Genomic DNA, 15,255 nt, shown 5'->3' on the forward strand with positions numbered 1-15,255 from the left:
TGGAACGTCGTACTCAGGGCCGGGCTGGTCCTTCCCGACGTGGCCTGAGCCACCGACAGGAGAAGCCCCCGGATTTATCCGGGGGAGGAGTCACGATGACCGTGTCAGGCCGTACGACCGAGCCGCCCTGGGGCGCGCCGAGTGATCCTTCCGCCCGGGTCAGCGCGGCCGGACTGCCGATGCTGGGCAAGGAGGGCACCGTCGATCACATTCACGCGCATCTGGACGTCTTGTGGACGGCCAGCCGGTCGCCGTGCCCGCGGGCATCGGGATCGACCAGCAGGCGCGGCAGATCAGCTCGCAGCACCGCCCTGCCGCGAATGGCGTGGTCCATATCGAGTCCCCGGTCAAGGCCACCTTCTCCCTCTGTCAGTTCATGACCGAGTGGGACGTCGCCCTCACCCAGGACTCCATCGGCGGGCTCAAGGCCGGTGGCGGCAACGAGTTCCGCGCTTACGTCAACGGCAAGGCGTACGTCGGCGATCCGGCCGCGGTCGAGTTCCGGTCGCATGACGAGATCGCGCTCGTGTGCGGGCCGGTGGGTCAGAAGACCGACGTGCCCAGCAGCTACAACTGGCCAGAAGGCGAGTAGCTCGGCACGTCCGTGGTCGGCGGGGCGGTCGTCGGCCATGGCTTAGCATGGCGCGCATGTCGCGACGCGTGCTGCTGCCGCTCCGGGCGTGGTCCGGGGCGCTGTTGGTGTGCGCGCTGTTCGTGTGTCTGACGGGGCTGGCGCGTCCCGCGATGGCGATGACCATGCCCATGCCCATGCCCATGGCGATGCCTATGGGGATGCCTATGGGGATGTCGGCGCCGATGGACGCGGCCCCGCACGCTGTGGCCAGTGGCCACGCAGAGCATGCCGGAGGTGCTGCCGCGTCGGCCGTGGCGGAGTCGGCGGTGGATCACAGCCCGCGCTGCCCGGCGGCCGAGAAACAGTGTGCGGCGCCGGAGGCCACGCTCGCCCAGGACTCCTCGTCCGCCCAGGCGCCCGCGGTCACCCCGCGCGCGATCGCATGCTCCTCGACGGCACTGGTGGCGCAGCCCAATGCCCCGCCTCCAGCGGTCGCTCCTCCTGATCTGCACCGGTTGTGCGTGTCGCGGACGTGACGGCTCGCCGCCCGTGCGGCTGCCCTATGGGGCCGCCTTGCGGGACGCCGCGTTCCTCACGTCCGCCTTGGCACGCCCCGTAACCGCATTCCTGTGTGCGTGCCATCGTCGCCGAACAGGAGTTCCGACGCATGCCGTCGTCCGTCGCTTTGCTGATCACCGGTGCGAGTACCGGTCTGCTCGCCGGTGGCGCCTCGTGTGCCGCCGTTCAAGGGGGTCTGCTGGCCGGTGCGGTGACCCGCCGCCGCACCCCCGCCCCCTCCCTCACGAAGTCGGCCTCCAAGAAGGCGCCGCGCCAGTCCCGCCCTGCCTCCGCGTCTCCGGTGGAACGAGCTGCCACGCCGCTGGCGCCGGTCGGGGCGTTCCTTGCCGGGAAGCTGCTCTCGCATACCCTGCTCGGTGCACTGCTGGGTGTCTTTGGTGATGCATTGCAGCCCAGCCCTCGCATGCAGGCGGTGCTGCTGCTGGCCGCCGGGGTGCTGATGGTGCTGTTCGCGCTGGACCTGTTCGGCGTCAGGTGGGTGGGGCGGCTGGTGCCGCGTCCTCCGGCATCGTTCGGCCGATTGATGCGGCGCAGTACCAGGACCGACTCGGCCGTCACCCCGGCCCTGGTCGGTTTCGCCACCGTGCTGGTGCCGTGCGGGGTGACCCTGTCGATGGAGCTGCTCGCCATCACCTCCGGATCCCCATTGACCGGGGCGGCGGTGATGGCCGGTTTCGTGATCGGTACGGCGCCGCTGTTCGCCGTGCTCGGCTACCTCTTCCGCCGCAGCAGCCAGGCGCTGTCCGGGCGACTGGCCGCGCTCACCGGTGTGGTGGTGCTGAGCGTCGCGGCCTGGACGATGGGCTCCGCGCTGCAGGCCGGTGGCTGGGTCTCGTTCACCACCCCCGACAAGCAGGCTGTGGCGAGTGAGCCGTTCACCGTCGAAGGCGGCGAGCAGGGCGGCTCCGGCGGCGGAGGGACGACCGGGGCCGATGTCCCGGAGCCGGTGCGTATCGACGCCTCCGGCAAGCAGATCGTCACGCTGACCGTGACGGACTTCTACACCCCCACCCAGCTCACCGCGAAGGCCGGGGTGCCGACCACGCTGGTGCTGCACGGCAAGGACTCCGGCGGCTGCGCCCGTGCGTTCACCATCCCCGAGCTCGGGGTCCAGGAGATCGTCAAACGGGACGGCGACACCACCATCGACCTCGGCACCCGTAAGCCCGGCACGCTCCGCTTCTCCTGCGCCATGGGCATGCAGACCGGCGCCATCGACTTCAAGAAGGACCTGTAGTGAAGCTGTTCAGCCGTAGGAACAAGACCGAAGCCGACACCGGTCCGGAGCTGGTGCTCCACGTCGAGGGCATGCACTGCACCAGCTGCGGCCTGCTCATCGATGACGAGCTGGAGGACATCCCCGGGGTCCGCTCCTCCCGTACCGACGTGAAGGCCGGGCGCACCACCGTCCGCCTGGAGGACGGCGCCGACGTGGACGCCGCCATGCTCGTCGCGGCGGTGGAGCAGGCCGGCGACTACACGGCCCGCCCGGCCAACTGACACAAGCGCCCAAACCCAAAGTGGCCCGGCCGGGGAAGCCCTCCGGCCGGGTCTCCCGCGGGACGACGGTGCCGTGCGCAGAAGCTGGCCGGCGGTGACTATGGCAGCATGCCCGAGCCGAGCAGCAACGAGCGGCTGCGCCGCTACTGGGACAAGCACGCCCGCTCCTACGACCGGCAGATGCGGTTCCTCGACCGCACCCTGTTCGGCGAGAGCCGCACGTGGGTGTGCTCCAAGGCCTCTGGCGACGTTCTGGAGGTCGCCATCGGCACCGGTCTGAACCTGTGCCCCTCTACCCTCCAGGTGTGCGGCTGACCGGCATCGAGTGGAGCCCGCAGATGCTGGCCGTCGCCCGGCGCCGCGCCGGCAGGCTCAACCTGGCCGCAGACCTGCGCGGGGGCGACGCACAGGCCCTACCGTTCCCGGACGCGTCCTTCGACACCGTGGTGTGCACCCTGTCGCTGTGCGCGATCCCCAACGACCAGCGCGCGATCGCGGAGATGAGCCGCGTACTCAGACCCGGCGGCAGGCTGCTCCTGCTGGACCATGTAGCGAGCTCCGCCTGGCCGGTCCGTGCGCTCCAGCGGCTCATCGAACTCGTCACCGCTCCGCTTGGTGGGGAGTATCTGCTGCGCCGGCCACTGAGGCATGTCCAGGCGGAGGGACTGAGCTCGAGCAACTGGGCCGGTTCAAGCTCGGCATCGTCGAACGCCTCGCCGCCCGCAAACTCACGACTGGACCCACCGGGTGACGGCCCGTGTGCGTGGCTTTCGAGTACGCCGAGGGGCGGCCGGGACTTCGCCCTGACCACCCCTCGGCGAGTGCCTGTGTCAGCGCAGTGGCTGGAAGCGGCGCAGCCTCAGGCTGTTGGAGACGACGAAGACCGAGGAGAACGCCATCGCGGCTCCGGCGATCATGGGGTTGAGCAGGCCGAGCGCGGCCAGCGGCAGCGCGGCCACGTTGTAGGCGAAGGCCCAGAACAGGTTGGCCTTGATGGTCCGGAGGGTGCGCCGGGCCAGCCGGATCGCGTCCGCCGCCGCCCGCAGATCACCCCGTACCAGGGTGAGGTCGGATGCGGCGATCGCGGCATCGGTGCCGGTGCCCATGGCCAGTCCCAGGTCGGCCTGGGCGAGGGCGGCCGCGTCGTTGACGCCGTCGCCGACCATCGCCACCACCCGGCCCTGCAGCTGGAGGCGTTCGACCTCGGCGACCTTGTCCTCCGGGTGCACTTCGGCGATCACCTGGTCAATGCCGACCTCGGCCGCGACCGCGCGGGCCGCCGCCGTGTTGTCGCCGGTCAGCAGGACGGAGGTGAGCCCGAGCCGCTTGAGGTCGGCCACCGCCGCGGCGCTGGTCGGCTTGACGGTGTCGGCGACCACCAGCGCGCCCCGCACGCGCCCGTCCCAGGCGGCGAAGACGACCGTACGGCCCTGGGCCTCGGCCTCCTTCTGCGCGCGCACGAGCTCGTCGGGCAGCACCTGGCCCTGCTCCTCCAGCCACAAGGCGCGGCCGGCGCGCACCGTGCGTGCCTCGACCTGCCCGGTCACGCCCCGGCCCTGGGTGTTGGCGAAGCCGGTCACGGCGGGCAACGAACCGAGGCGCTCCCGGGCCGTGTTGGAGATGGCGGCGGCGATCGGGTGCTCGCTGGCGTCCTCCAGGGCGCCGGTCAGCCGCAGCACCTGCTGCTCGTCCTCGCCGTCGGCCGGTACGACGCCGACGAGGCGCATCCTGCCCTCGGTGACGGTGCCGGTCTTGTCCAGGACGACGGTGTCGATCCGCCGCGTCGACTCCAGCACCTCCGGGCCGCGGATCAGCAGCCCGAGCTGGGCGCCGCGTCCGGTGCCGACCATCAGCGCGGTGGGCGTGGCAAGACCCAGCGCGCACGGGCAGGCGATGATCACCACAGCGATGGCGGCAGTCAGCGCGGCAGCGGCCGAGGCTCCGGTCGCCATCCACACGGCGAACGTGCCGATCGACAGGGCGATGACGACGGGGACGAACACCGCCGAGATCCGGTCGGCCAGGCGCTGCACCTCCGCCTTGCCGGTCTGGGCCCGCTCCACCAGCGCGGCGATCTGCGCCAGCTTCGTGTCCGACCCCACCCGCGTGGCGCGCACAACGAGGCGCCCGTGGCTGTTGACGGTGGCGCCGGTGACCTGTGCGCCGGGTTCGACCTCCACCGGCACGCTCTCACCGGTCAGCAGCGATTCATCCACCGCTGATGCGCCCTCGACGACCTGACCGTCCGTGGCGATCTTCTCCCCGGGTCGCACCAGGAACAGGTCGCCGACCGCCAACTCATCGACCGGGATCCGGACTTCTGTCCCGTCGCGCAGTACGGCGACGTCCTTGGCACCCAGGTCCATCAGCGCCCGGATCGCGTCCCCGGCCCGCCGCTTGGCACGGGCCTCGAAGAACCGGCCCGCCAGCAGGAAGGCCGTCAGGACGACGGCCACCTCCAGGTACAGGTGATGCCCACCCAGGGCCAAGGTCCCCGCGCTCCACAGGTAGGCGGCCAGCACGCCGAGCGAGACGAGGGTGTCCATCGTCGCCGACCCGTGCCGCAGGTTCAGGGCTGCGGCCCGGTGGAACGGCCACGCGCCCCACGCCACGACAGGGGTCGCCAGCACAAGCGCGATCCACTCCCAGCCGGCGAAGTGCAGCGCGGAGATCATCGACACCAGGACCACCGGAAGCCCGAGCAGCGCCGAGGCGATCAGGCGGCGGCGCAGCCCGGAAAGGTGGGCGCCCTCGGCGTCGACCGTCTCATCGTCCGCGCCCGGTGCGTCGGTCCGGGGCGCCTCAGCGCTGTAACCGATCGCTTCGACGGCGGCTATCAGCTCCGCCACCTCGACCGCCGGGTCCTCACGGGTGACGTGCGCGGTCGCGGTCGCCAGGTTCACCGTCGCGGTCACTCCGGGCAGCTTGCCCAGCCTCCGCTCGACCCGCGCCACGCACGAGGCGCAGGTCATCCCGGTGATGGCCAGTTCTATCGACTGCTCGGCATCGGCCCGAGTGGTGGTCGTCACGGCAGCACTCCTCTCTCTCAGTCGCGTACGGCCGGTGCCACAACGGCGAAGCCCTGCCCGGCGGCGGGACGCCAGCTCAGCTCGCCCCCGTACAGACGGCGCAGCACAGCAGGCGGCTCGTGGTAGCAGAACACGGATGTCTCGGCGCCGACGATCGCCGGGGTGTCGATGAACAGCGGCAACTCGGCCAGGAAGTAACGCACCGCCCGCTCCACCTGCTCCTCGTCCGGCGCCTGCCCTGCGGGCAGCTTCCCCGCCAGCACCCACCCGGTCGCCTCCCGGCAGGCGTCCCGAAAGGCTACGTCCTCGCCGTACCGGCGCAGCCCGCCCGCATGGAGACGGCCGAACACCGCATTGGCCTCCAGCTCAGCCCAACCCAGCACCCGCGCCTCCGTGTTGTCCGTCACACCGAGCGAACCCAGCGCGATGGCGATCTTGTTGCGGGTGTACTGGCCCTGCCTGCGAGCCTTCCACGCCGCCTTCCCCGGGGCGTATCCCAGCGCCTCGAAGGTGAACGCACTCGGCACGTCGGGCACGAAGAAGTCCACCCGCTCGAACCGGTCGAGCCCCCACGCCGCCAGCTCGCGGATCCGGGCCGTGGAGAAGTAGCTGTTGAACGGGGAGATCCCGAAGCAGACGTGCTCGGCCCGCTCGACCGCCTCGGCGCACCGGCCGCTCAGCGGAGTCACCGACATCGCCGCCGTACGGCCGCCGCTGTCGCCTTGGTCTGTGCTCATGCCCCGGACGCTAAAACCTTGCCCATAGGGCAAGGTCAAGCGCACACTGAAACCCTTCGCACGAACGGAGCCCCACCATGCTCACCGTCGGCCGCGTCGCCGCCCAGACCGGACTGAGCCCCAAGGCCGTCCGCCTCTACGAGGCCAACGGCCTCATCGACCCACCCGAGCGCACCGCCGCCGGCTACCGCACCTACACCGACGACGCCGTCCCCGTCCTCGGCTTCATCCGCCAGGCCCAGGCCCTCGGCCTCAGCCTCAAAGAGATCAAGGACATCCTCGACCTCCAGCGCAGTGGCGAACAGCCCTGCGCCCTCGTCACCGACCTCCTCGACAAGCACCTCGCCGACATCGACCGCCGCATCGCCGACCTCGAAGCCCTCCGTACGACCCTCCGGCACGCCCGCGCCCAGGCCGACCAGGCGGCCGACCGCGGCGAGGGTGCAGTGGTCTGCCGCATCATCGAGAACGCCGCCGACTGACCGCCGCCGCTTGCTCACCCCGAGGAGCGGCGTGGCATGTGGTGTCGTCGCAGGGCTCGCAGCAGTAGGGGCAGGCCGACGGCTGCGGGCAGGAACCAGAACGTCAGTGGGGGCAGCAGGTTCCACAGGGGCAGCCGGGGGCCGTTGTCGACGTAGAACGCGGTCAGCATGGCGACGTACGAGAGCGCCATGCCGGTGATGTGGCGCGGCCGCCAGCCCTGATGGCGGAGGCGCCGGGCGCGCCAGCCGTACCCGGCCGAGGCGAACGCGAGGGCGCCAAGCATCAGCAGGTCAGCGGTGTGTGGCCGAGCCGTCGTGATGAACGTGGCCGAGGCAGTGAGAACGGCCAGCGCGCCGAGATAGGCGCGCCCGCTGCGCGGATGACGGCCGGGGCGCTTCGGCGCAAGCATCGCCGTCGCGCCGGCGGTGACCGCGGTCAGCCCGGCCGCGATGTGGATGACGATGACGATCCGCAGCAGCACCGCACCCCCATGCGTAGCCAATCTACCTATAGCCTGAAGCGTAGCATTGCTACCTATGAAGGAGGCGCAGCTCCTCAAGGGCCATCTCGACCCCCTGCTTCTCGCCACGCTGGAGGCGGGGCCGCGGCACGGTTATGCCGTGATCGAGGCACTGAGGGAGGGCAGTGGCGGGAAATTCGACCTGCCCACCGGCACGGTCTACCCGGCTCTGCACCGTCTTGAGGATGCCGGACTGATCAGCGGTGTGTGGTCGGTCGTCGACGGTCGCCGCCGCCGCACCTACTCCCTCACCGAGGCCGGCCAGAAGAGCCTGCACACCGAACGCACTACGTGGCGGGAGTTCGCCGCGACCGTCACCGCGCTGCTGGAGCCCCCGCCGTGTCCGGCCACCCGCTGATCGACGACTACCTCGCCCGGCTGGGCCGCTTTCTGCCCGCCGATGTGGTCGACGAACTCGCCGACGGCCTGGCCGAGACCTATCGCCGCCACTTGGGCATCAGCGGCGACTCTCGGACTGCCGCCCGCGCCGCGCTCGCCGAATTCGGTGGCGTGACTGAGGTCGTCACTGCCTTCACCCTTCAGTCGCCCGGCTGCCGCACGGCGCGGACGCTCCTCGCCACAGGGCCTGTGGCCGCCGCGTCCTGGGCCGTCGTGCTGATCACCGGCCGCGCCTGGATCTGGCCGATCGCTGTCCCGGCTCGGCTGGCACTCGGCGTACTCCTGTGCGCCGTTGTCGCCGCGCTGTTCACCGCCGCCGTAGGCCGTACCAACTACACAAGGACGCGGACAGCCGTCATCACGGGAGGTGTCGGCCTGGTGGTCCTCGACGCGGCCGTCCTCGTCAGCGCCGCACTGGCCGCCCCGGCGGTCACCTGGCCGCTGGTCCTCGCGGCCGTGATCAGCCTCGCCCGGATCGGCTTCACCCTGCGAGCCCTCCCCGGCATCATCGCCGCCTGAGGCCGCGCCGAGGCCCCCTGCCGCCCGCAAGCGCGCCTCTCTCCACCTGCGGGCGAACCGCTGCCCCACGCCGTCGCACACCCCGAAAATACCCCCCCAGGTATCTCTGTTACGGTGGATTCAAATACCCCCGGGGGTAAATGTGTGACGAGGGAGAGTGCCGTGTTCTTTGCCGACATCCTGGAGACCGAAGGTCTGGGCAACCGGAGCTATCTGGCGGGCGGGGCCGGAACGGCGGTCGTGGTGGATCCGCCGCGGGACATCGACCGGGTGATCGCCGTCGCGGCGCGGCGCGGGGTCCGGATCGTGGCGGTCGCCGAGACGCACGTGCACAACGACTACGTGAGCGGCGGTCTGGAGCTGGCCCGTCTGACCGGTGCCCGCTATCTGGTGCCGGCCGGGGCGTCAGTGGCGTACGCGCGGGTGCCGGTGGCCGACGGGGACGTGGAGGACGTCGACGAGGGCCTGGTGCTGCGGGCCGTTGCCACGCCAGGGCACACCCCGCACCACACCTCCTACGTGCTGGAGAAGGACGGGCGGGCGGTCGCCGCCTTCACCGGCGGGTCGCTGCTGATCGGCAGCGTCGGCCGGCCGGACCTGGTGGAGCCGCGGCTGACCGAGCAGCTGGCCCGTGCCCAGCACGCCTCCGCGCACCGGCTCGCCACGGAGCTGGACGACGAGGTGGCGGTCATGCCGACCCACGGATTCGGCAGCTTCTGCTCCTCCACCCAGGCCGGCGGCGAGCACAGCACCATCGGTGCGGAGAGAGCGTCCAACCCGGCGCTGGCCCAGGATGTGGAGACGTTCATCAAGGAGCTGCTGGCCGGTCTGGACGATGTACCGGCCTACTACGCGCACATGGGCCCGGCCAACGCCGCCGGTCCCACCCCGGTGGACCTGACCGCGCCGCAGCGCACCGACGCCGGCGAGATCGCGCGCCGCCTCGCGGCGGGCGAGTGGGTCGTCGACCTGCGCAACCGGGTCGCGTTCGCCGAGGGCCACGTGGCCGGCTCCGTCAACTTCGAGGTCGAGGGGCAGCTGGCGACCTATCTGGCGTGGATGATCCCGTGGGGCAAGCCAGTGACCCTGCTGGCGGGGAGTGCCGAGGAGATCTCCCGCGCTCAGCGGGAGCTGGCCCGGGTGGGCATCGACCGCCCGACTGCAGCCGCGGTCGGCTCCCCGGCCGACTGGGTCATCGGGCAGGAGCAGCTGACCTCGTTCCCGCGGGCGACATTCGCCGACCTGGCCGCCGCGCGCGAGCGGGGCGAGGACGTGGTGGTCCTGGACGTGCGCCGCGACGGAGAACGCGCGGGTGGCTGGATCGAGGGCAGCGTGCACATCCCCATCCACCAGATCCACCAGCGCCTGGATGAGGTGCCCGCCGGGACGGTGTGGGTGCACTGCGCGGGCGGGATGCGCGCGGCGATCGCCTCTTCCGTCCTCGACGCCGCCGGCCGTGACGTGGTGGCCGTCGACGACGGCTGCGCGGCCGCCGCCGATGCCGGTCTCACGCTCGTGACGCCCGCGCAGCACTGACCCGCACCACCTGGTCTGCCGGGCCGCCGACGGTTCCGGCAGACCAGGAGCACCCCAGGAGACACAGCCATGCTCTTGCCCCAAGGCGACCCCGGCCGCATCACCCCTGCACAGGCCCACCGCATGCTCCAGGAAGGTACGGCCGTGCTCCTCGATGTCCGTGAGGCGGACGAATACCAGGCCGGTCACGCGCCCGGTGCGCTGCATGTGCCGCTGTCGCGGCTGGCGGACGGCGCGGACGTGCCCGGCGGCCAGGACGGGCGCAGCCTGGTGCTGATCTGCCGCTCGGGCAACCGCTCCCAGCACGCCGCACGCCTGCTGGCCGAGAGGGGCGTGGCGTCGGTCGATGTCACCGGCGGCATGCGCGCCTGGGTCGGACAGGGCCTGCCCGTCCAGGACGCGCACGGGCAGGCGGGCACCGTCACATGAGCGCGCTCATCCTCGCCCTGCTCGCCGGGGCGCTGGTCGGCCTGGCGCTCGGCTCGCTCGGGGCGGGCGGCAGCATCGTCACCGTCCCCGCCCTGATCTGCCTCCTCGGTTTCACGCCGGCCGAGGCGACCACCGCCAGCCTGATCATCGTGATCGTCACCTCGGCCACCGCGCTGCTGGCGCACGCGCGCGCCGGAAAGGTGCGCTGGCGGGCCGGGCTGCTGTTCGCCGCGGCCGGACTGCTGCCCGCCGCCGCGGCCGGCGCCGTGTCCGCGCACATCCCCGCCACCGTCCTGACCCTGGCCTTCGCGGTGCTCGCCGTGCTGGCGGGCTTGCGCATGCTGCGCCGCCGCACGCCGCCGCAGACCGGGACGGTGTCGGCGCCCCACGCGGTGGGCGCCGGGGCCGGCCTGGGTGCGGTGACCGGGTTCCTCGGGGTCGGCGGCGGATTCCTCGCCGTCCCGGCCCTGGTGGCCGTGCTCGCCGTACCGATGAGCGCGGCCGTGGGCACCAGCCTGCTGGTCATCATCGCCAACGCGCTGGTCGCCCTCGCCGCCCGGGCGGCCACCGCCACCACCCTGGACTGGGCGCTGATCATGCCGTTCATCGCGACCGCGGTCCTGGGCGCCTGGGACGGCAAGCGGCTGAGCGCAAAGGTCTCACCTGCCACGCTGCAACGCGTCTTCGGCAGCCTGCTGCTGGCCGTCGCCGCGGCCATGGGGATCGGCACACTGCTGTGAAACGCCCACGGAGCCTGCTGCGGACGCCCGCAGCCCGGACGCCCACCGCAGTGCCCCGCGGGACTTCAGGCCAGCGACAGGAAAAGCTTCTCCAGCCGGGCCCGCATCTGCACCGAGTCCCGCACCTGAGGGTCATCGCTGGTCATGCACTGCTGCAGCCCGGTCGCGATGAGCGAGAACCCGGCCCGGTCCAGGGCACGCGAGACGGCGGCCAGCTGCGTGATCACGTCCTCGCAGTCCCGCCCCTCCTCGATCATCTTGATCACCCCGGCGAGCTGGCCCTGGGCCCGCCGCAGCCGGTTCAGCGCCGACTTCAGCTCATCGGCGCTCATGTCCAGTTCCACACATCCTCCTCCACATACCCCCACGGGTATCTTAGCGTGGAGGGGAACCACCCATCGAAAGGCATTGTTCCGTGACCACCCCCACCGCCCTGACCCCGGACCAGGCCGCCAGCCGCCTCGGTGAGTTCACCGTCGTCGACGTGCGCACCCCCGCCGAGTACGCCACCGGCCACCTGCCCGGCGCCCACAACGTCCCCCTGGACCGCCTGGACGAGGCCGGGGGCGCGCTGAAGGCCGCCGCGGCCCGTACGCCCCTGCTGGTGGTGTGCGCCTCCGGGGCCCGCTCCGCCAAGGGCTGCGCCCAGCTGGCCGCCCAGGGTATCGAGGCGGCCACTTTGGACGGCGGCACCAGCGCCTGGGCCGCAGCCGGATACGACGTCGACCGCCCGGCCGGGGCCCGCGCCACCTGGCCCATGGACCGCCAAGTCCGCCTCGCCGCCGGTTCCCTGGTCGTCATCGGCTTCCTCGCAGGCCTGGCCTGGCAGCCCGCTCACTGGCTGTCCGGAGCCGTCGGCGCCGGACTGGTCTTCTCCGGCGTGACCAACACCTGCGGCATGGCCGCCGCCCTGTCCAAGCTCCCCCACAACCGGCCCCCCAAGAACGCCCTCTCTTTCCAGGAGACTCTGCTGCGCCTGGCGGCCTGATCCAGGGCGCCCCTTTGCGAAACACGCTGCTCCCCCGCCCTGCCTTGGCGGGGCAGCAGCGTGTTCGGGCCTCGCTGTCAGGCCAAGCGTTCCGGCAGGACGCTGAGCTGGGAGGACGGCCTGGTGCGGATCACGGTGCTGACGGTTCCGGCGTGCCCGAACGCCCCGCCAGCCATGAAGCGGGTCAGGCGGAGCTGGTCTACCAGTCTGGAGACCTCGAACCGTCCCGGCTCCCCGCTGCGAGTGGAGGCCGCCCGCGGCCAAGAAGTGCTCCGCCCCCTCGTCCGGGTGCTCGTCCTGCCTGCGCTGTGGCCGACGGCCGTGTTCGCGCTGGCAGGGGCCGCGCAGCGTGCTGCGGCTGGGCCGGACCGTCCTGACCTACCGCGGCTGTGTGCGCTGGTCCGCGGCAACCACCCTTGCCGTCGCCGGGCTGCTGATCGGCGGCGGGGGGCCTGGTCGCAGGCCTTGTCACCGGCCCGTTGGCCTTGTGGCTTCGCCTTCGCGTCGGCCGCAGCCAGCCGGTCAGCCCGGTGCTGGAGCGGCGGTGCCGCTCGGACAGTCCCGGCACCTGCTCGACGAACGTCTTGCGCAACAGCTCTTCCGGTCACAGAAGTACCGGCGGACCTGCAGCCGGACTATGACCCGGCGAGACCCCAACGGCCTTTCCCCTAGGGCACGTTGGTACGTGCTGTGTCTGCGCCTCATCTGTTCCGGCAGTCCGGGCACCGGCCCGGACTGCCGGTGGACACCACGTCCACCACAAGGACGTCGGAGGAATCGCTGACGCGCTCCACTCGCACATCGATCCCCGGAAACAGCACAGCCTCGACCGTCTTGCCCGCCATGCCGGGACATACTCTGCCGAAACGATGCCTCGCTCACTTCGCTGACCGGGATCGGGACAGCCGCCGCCGACAAACATGCCTGACCGGCTACAGCGCGCCGGCCGCCGCCGCGCGGTCACGGATGGTTCGCAGGCTGACGCGTACTCCGTTCTCGTCTTCGATGTGCCATTCGTTCATGCCCTGGCAGGTCTTGGTGCCACGGGCGACGGCCCCGGCCTCGTCGGCCCGGCCGTAGGGTGTGCCTCCGGTCGCAGCGAGGATGATGCCGCCGTTCGCGTCGATGGTGGCCCAGTGCTCGGTGGCGCGGTAGGTGAGCACGATCCGGGTACCGGCTGTCAGAACTTGGGCGTCGATCATCCTGGCCACGTCGGTGCGTCGACCAGAAGCCGCTCTGCGCCGCGGAGGGGCCTGGCGCGGACGGGCGACCGGCTGGCCGGCGTCGCGTTCCGGAGGTGCAACGGCAGCAGAGACGGGCAACCCCAGGCGTTCGGGTTTCCAGATGGATTCGAACAGGCGCAGATACAGCTCCTGCCGGGTCTCGATGACCGTGGTCATGGTCTCTCTCGGCCCGAAGGCCCGCATGTGCTTGTCGAGTTGGTGTGCCTTGATGAAGTCACGCAGCTCAGGGTTGCGGTGATCGTATTCAGGGGCCATGACGCCCAGGAGGACGTTACTGCGGGCGTAGAGGCGGTTCTTGTCGCGGAAGGGGAGGTCATTGATGCTGGAGTTCTCTCGGCCCCTCAGCAGGCCGAGGCCACCGAGTTGGTTGCGGCGGCTGCGGAAGACGACCGGGTCAGGGATGTCACCGGCGACGCGATGGTGGTGGTTGGCCCACAGGTGTTCTATGTGGAACTGGTCGCGGTCGAGGTAGGCGAGGATGTCGAAGGGCTTTTTGCAGGCCTCGTCGGCGTAAGCGGTGGCGCGGGCGAGGAGATAGCGGATCTGATGGGCGTTGTTGCCTCGCAGGCCCAGGGTGATGGCTTCGCGCATCGGGTTCCCGTTGTGCTGGGCGAGGTCGCCCAGTGTGGAGGCGACGTCGGCGACGGTACGGCAGCCGCGCAGGAGGGGGACGAGTTCGGTGTGGACCAGGGCGTCGGCGTCGGCGGACTGGACGGGCAGGTCCTGCAGGATCCGCAGGGCGTACCAGCGGTCGATGTAGGAGGCGACAAGGCGGCCCTTGTCCTTGGCGTCGGTGGGCCGGTCGTCGGGGGCGATGGCAGCGAGCACGGCGACGGACTGGACGCCGAGGCCGTTGCGCTCGTTGAACAGCACCGTCTCCAGGCGGTCGCCGTCCATCTTCAGGGTGCGGGTGGCGGCGAGGACGGGCCTGTACAGACGGGCCGTCTTCAACAGATTCTGCACGAAGTTGAGGAAGTGGTCGGGGCGTCCCGGGGTCAAGCCGAGGTACTCCGCGTTGTGGCGTACCCACACGTTGAGGTTGGTGGTGATCTGGCGGCGGTCCTCGTCGCAGTCCTCGCGCGCGCAGCGGGCAAGGAGGTATGCCTTGATGAAGCGGGATGCCGCCTGGGGGTCATCGCGGTCGGTGGAGAGTTCCCGCAGCATCTCCTGCCACTGGGTATTCAGCTGATCTTCAGCGGAGCCGACGTTGGACAGCAGATGGCTCTTGAGGAGGTCGACGGTGGTGAGGCGGGCGCCGCGGTCATTCATCGTCTCGAACATGCGGTAGCCGTGGTCGGGGCCTGCCGCGCGGATGCCCACCAGGACCACGCGTGTCAGGAGCCATTCGGTGAAGGGGTGGAGCTTCTCGGCGTCGAGTTCCTCGGCGAGCTGGGATTCGATCTGCTGGCCGCGTGCCCACAGGTTGCGGCGGGAGAGGGAGTCCCCCGCGCCGGCCTCGTATTTGCGGCCCTCGCTGATGGCTTGCAGGACGGGGTCGTGGTCGGTGATGCCGACGCTGAAGTGCTTCCCGTCGGTCGTGATGACACGGTTGAGTTGGTCGACCGTGTGGGTATCACCGGCTTCCTGGGCCGACAGTCTCCGCTGCAAAAAGAGCAGGTGCAAAGTGACGAAGCGCTGCTGACCGTCGACGAGGAAGCGGCGCTTTTTCGACGGCTCGTGGTAGACGAAGGGGCCGAGGAAGTACTGCGGCGCGGTGTGGGGGCGGCGCCGGTACGCGGAGTCGCCCAACCAGTGCTTGAACGAATCGCACAAGTCCCGCAGCAGGGTGCGGACTTCTTCGCTACCCCAGGTGTAGTCACGCTGGTAGTAGTCGATCTCGTACGTCACGTCACGGAACAGCTCATTCAGGTTGAATCCCTGAGCTTGAGATTTATCCTCCGCTCTCGGTCGGCTCGTTGAGTTGACCGGGGGTTTCGCCGTTCGGCGGACAGCGGAACGGCCTCGGGGTGATCATGTG

17 protein-coding genes and 1 pseudogene are annotated in these 15,255 nt (G+C 70.9%); 13 read left to right on the plus strand and 5 right to left on the minus strand.

The annotated features are described in order from the left end of the window. The first annotated feature begins 232 nt into the window (after positions 1 to 232). From ACFV9O_RS37060 to ACFV9O_RS37085, 6 genes and pseudogenes are all read left to right on the plus strand, one after another. Positions 233 to 592, plus strand: coding sequence for a hypothetical protein (locus ACFV9O_RS37060; protein ID WP_385426544.1), 360 nt, complete (start codon positions 233 to 235; stop codon positions 590 to 592). Positions 593 to 648: 56 nt separating this feature from the next. Further along, positions 649 to 1,110 carry a hypothetical protein gene (locus ACFV9O_RS37065; protein ID WP_385426546.1) on the plus strand — a complete coding sequence of 154 codons (462 nt, stop codon included), beginning with the start codon at positions 649 to 651 and terminating at the stop codon, positions 1,108 to 1,110. Between the two features lie 131 nt (positions 1,111 to 1,241). After that, on the plus strand, positions 1,242 to 2,390 hold the full coding sequence (locus ACFV9O_RS37070) for a sulfite exporter TauE/SafE family protein (protein ID WP_385426549.1): 1,149 nt from the start codon (positions 1,242 to 1,244) through the stop codon (positions 2,388 to 2,390). Next, positions 2,390 to 2,653: a heavy-metal-associated domain-containing protein gene (locus ACFV9O_RS37075; protein WP_385426552.1), complete on the plus strand. Its 264-nt coding sequence runs from the start codon at positions 2,390 to 2,392 to the stop codon at positions 2,651 to 2,653. Before ACFV9O_RS37070 ends, ACFV9O_RS37075 begins: the two co-directional genes overlap by 1 nt. Before the next feature lie 108 nt (positions 2,654 to 2,761). Further along, on the plus strand, positions 2,762 to 2,968 hold the full coding sequence (locus ACFV9O_RS37080; protein ID WP_385426555.1) for a hypothetical protein: 207 nt from the start codon (positions 2,762 to 2,764) through the stop codon (positions 2,966 to 2,968). 23 nt (positions 2,969 to 2,991) lie between these two features. Further along, a pseudogene (locus ACFV9O_RS37085) lies at positions 2,992 to 3,162 on the plus strand (class I SAM-dependent methyltransferase); the annotation flags it as partial. 321 nt (positions 3,163 to 3,483) lie between these two features. Here ACFV9O_RS37085 and ACFV9O_RS37090 read toward each other — a convergent pair. Both ACFV9O_RS37090 and ACFV9O_RS37095 read right to left on the minus strand, forming a co-directional pair. Beyond that, positions 3,484 to 5,682, minus strand: coding sequence for a heavy metal translocating P-type ATPase (locus ACFV9O_RS37090; RefSeq protein WP_385426557.1), 2,199 nt, complete (start codon positions 5,680 to 5,682; stop codon positions 3,484 to 3,486). Positions 5,683 to 5,699: 17 nt separating this feature from the next. Continuing rightward, complete coding sequence (locus tag ACFV9O_RS37095; protein WP_385426560.1) at positions 5,700 to 6,419, minus strand: tRNA-dependent cyclodipeptide synthase; 720 nt, start codon at positions 6,417 to 6,419, stop codon at positions 5,700 to 5,702. 77 nt (positions 6,420 to 6,496) lie between these two features. Between ACFV9O_RS37095 and ACFV9O_RS37100 the strand changes: the two genes are divergently transcribed. After that, positions 6,497 to 6,901, plus strand: a complete 405-nt coding sequence (locus ACFV9O_RS37100; RefSeq protein WP_385426563.1) for a heavy metal-responsive transcriptional regulator — start codon at positions 6,497 to 6,499, stop codon at positions 6,899 to 6,901. A 14-nt stretch (positions 6,902 to 6,915) separates the two neighbouring features. Here the strand turns inward: ACFV9O_RS37100 and ACFV9O_RS37105 are convergent, their stop codons facing one another. Further along, entirely contained in the window at positions 6,916 to 7,404 is a 489-nt protein-coding gene (locus tag ACFV9O_RS37105) for a DUF2306 domain-containing protein (RefSeq protein ID WP_385426566.1), read from the minus strand. Positions 7,405 to 7,438: 34 nt separating this feature from the next. On the opposite strand from ACFV9O_RS37105, the gene ACFV9O_RS37110 reads away from it, so the two are divergent. The 5 genes from ACFV9O_RS37110 (at position 7,439) to ACFV9O_RS37130 (ending at position 11,045) form a co-directional block, all read left to right on the plus strand. Next, a complete protein-coding gene (locus tag ACFV9O_RS37110) occupies positions 7,439 to 7,780 on the plus strand; it encodes a PadR family transcriptional regulator (protein WP_385426569.1) in 342 nt (113 codons plus the stop codon). Next, entirely contained in the window at positions 7,762 to 8,340 is a 579-nt protein-coding gene (locus ACFV9O_RS37115; RefSeq protein WP_385426571.1) for a hypothetical protein, read from the plus strand. Before ACFV9O_RS37110 ends, ACFV9O_RS37115 begins: the two co-directional genes overlap by 19 nt. Before the next feature lie 162 nt (positions 8,341 to 8,502). Further along, complete coding sequence (locus tag ACFV9O_RS37120) at positions 8,503 to 9,876, plus strand: rhodanese-like domain-containing protein (RefSeq protein ID WP_385426574.1); 1,374 nt, start codon at positions 8,503 to 8,505, stop codon at positions 9,874 to 9,876. Positions 9,877 to 9,945: 69 nt separating this feature from the next. Continuing rightward, positions 9,946 to 10,305: a rhodanese-like domain-containing protein gene (locus tag ACFV9O_RS37125; RefSeq protein ID WP_385426577.1), complete on the plus strand. Its 360-nt coding sequence runs from the start codon at positions 9,946 to 9,948 to the stop codon at positions 10,303 to 10,305. Further along, positions 10,302 to 11,045, plus strand: coding sequence for a sulfite exporter TauE/SafE family protein (locus ACFV9O_RS37130; RefSeq protein WP_385426579.1), 744 nt, complete (start codon positions 10,302 to 10,304; stop codon positions 11,043 to 11,045). Before ACFV9O_RS37125 ends, ACFV9O_RS37130 begins: the two co-directional genes overlap by 4 nt. 65 nt (positions 11,046 to 11,110) lie before the next feature. Here ACFV9O_RS37130 and ACFV9O_RS37135 read toward each other — a convergent pair whose 3' ends face one another. Further along, a complete protein-coding gene (locus tag ACFV9O_RS37135; protein ID WP_385426582.1) occupies positions 11,111 to 11,389 on the minus strand; it encodes a metal-sensitive transcriptional regulator in 279 nt (92 codons plus the stop codon). Between the two features lie 71 nt (positions 11,390 to 11,460). Here ACFV9O_RS37135 and ACFV9O_RS37140 point away from each other — a divergent pair, with 71 nt between their 5' ends. Beyond that, positions 11,461 to 12,033, plus strand: coding sequence for a rhodanese-like domain-containing protein (locus ACFV9O_RS37140; protein WP_385426585.1), 573 nt, complete (start codon positions 11,461 to 11,463; stop codon positions 12,031 to 12,033). 932 nt (positions 12,034 to 12,965) lie between these two features. Here the strand turns inward: ACFV9O_RS37140 and ACFV9O_RS37145 are convergent. Then, positions 12,966 to 15,146 carry a DUF262 domain-containing protein gene (locus ACFV9O_RS37145; protein ID WP_385426587.1) on the minus strand — a complete coding sequence of 727 codons (2,181 nt, stop codon included), beginning with the start codon at positions 15,144 to 15,146 and terminating at the stop codon, positions 12,966 to 12,968. Positions 15,147 to 15,255 lie beyond the last annotated feature (109 nt).

Source organism: Streptomyces sp. NPDC059909 (genome assembly GCF_042730885.1).
Classification (GTDB): domain Bacteria; phylum Actinomycetota; class Actinomycetes; order Streptomycetales; family Streptomycetaceae; genus Streptomyces.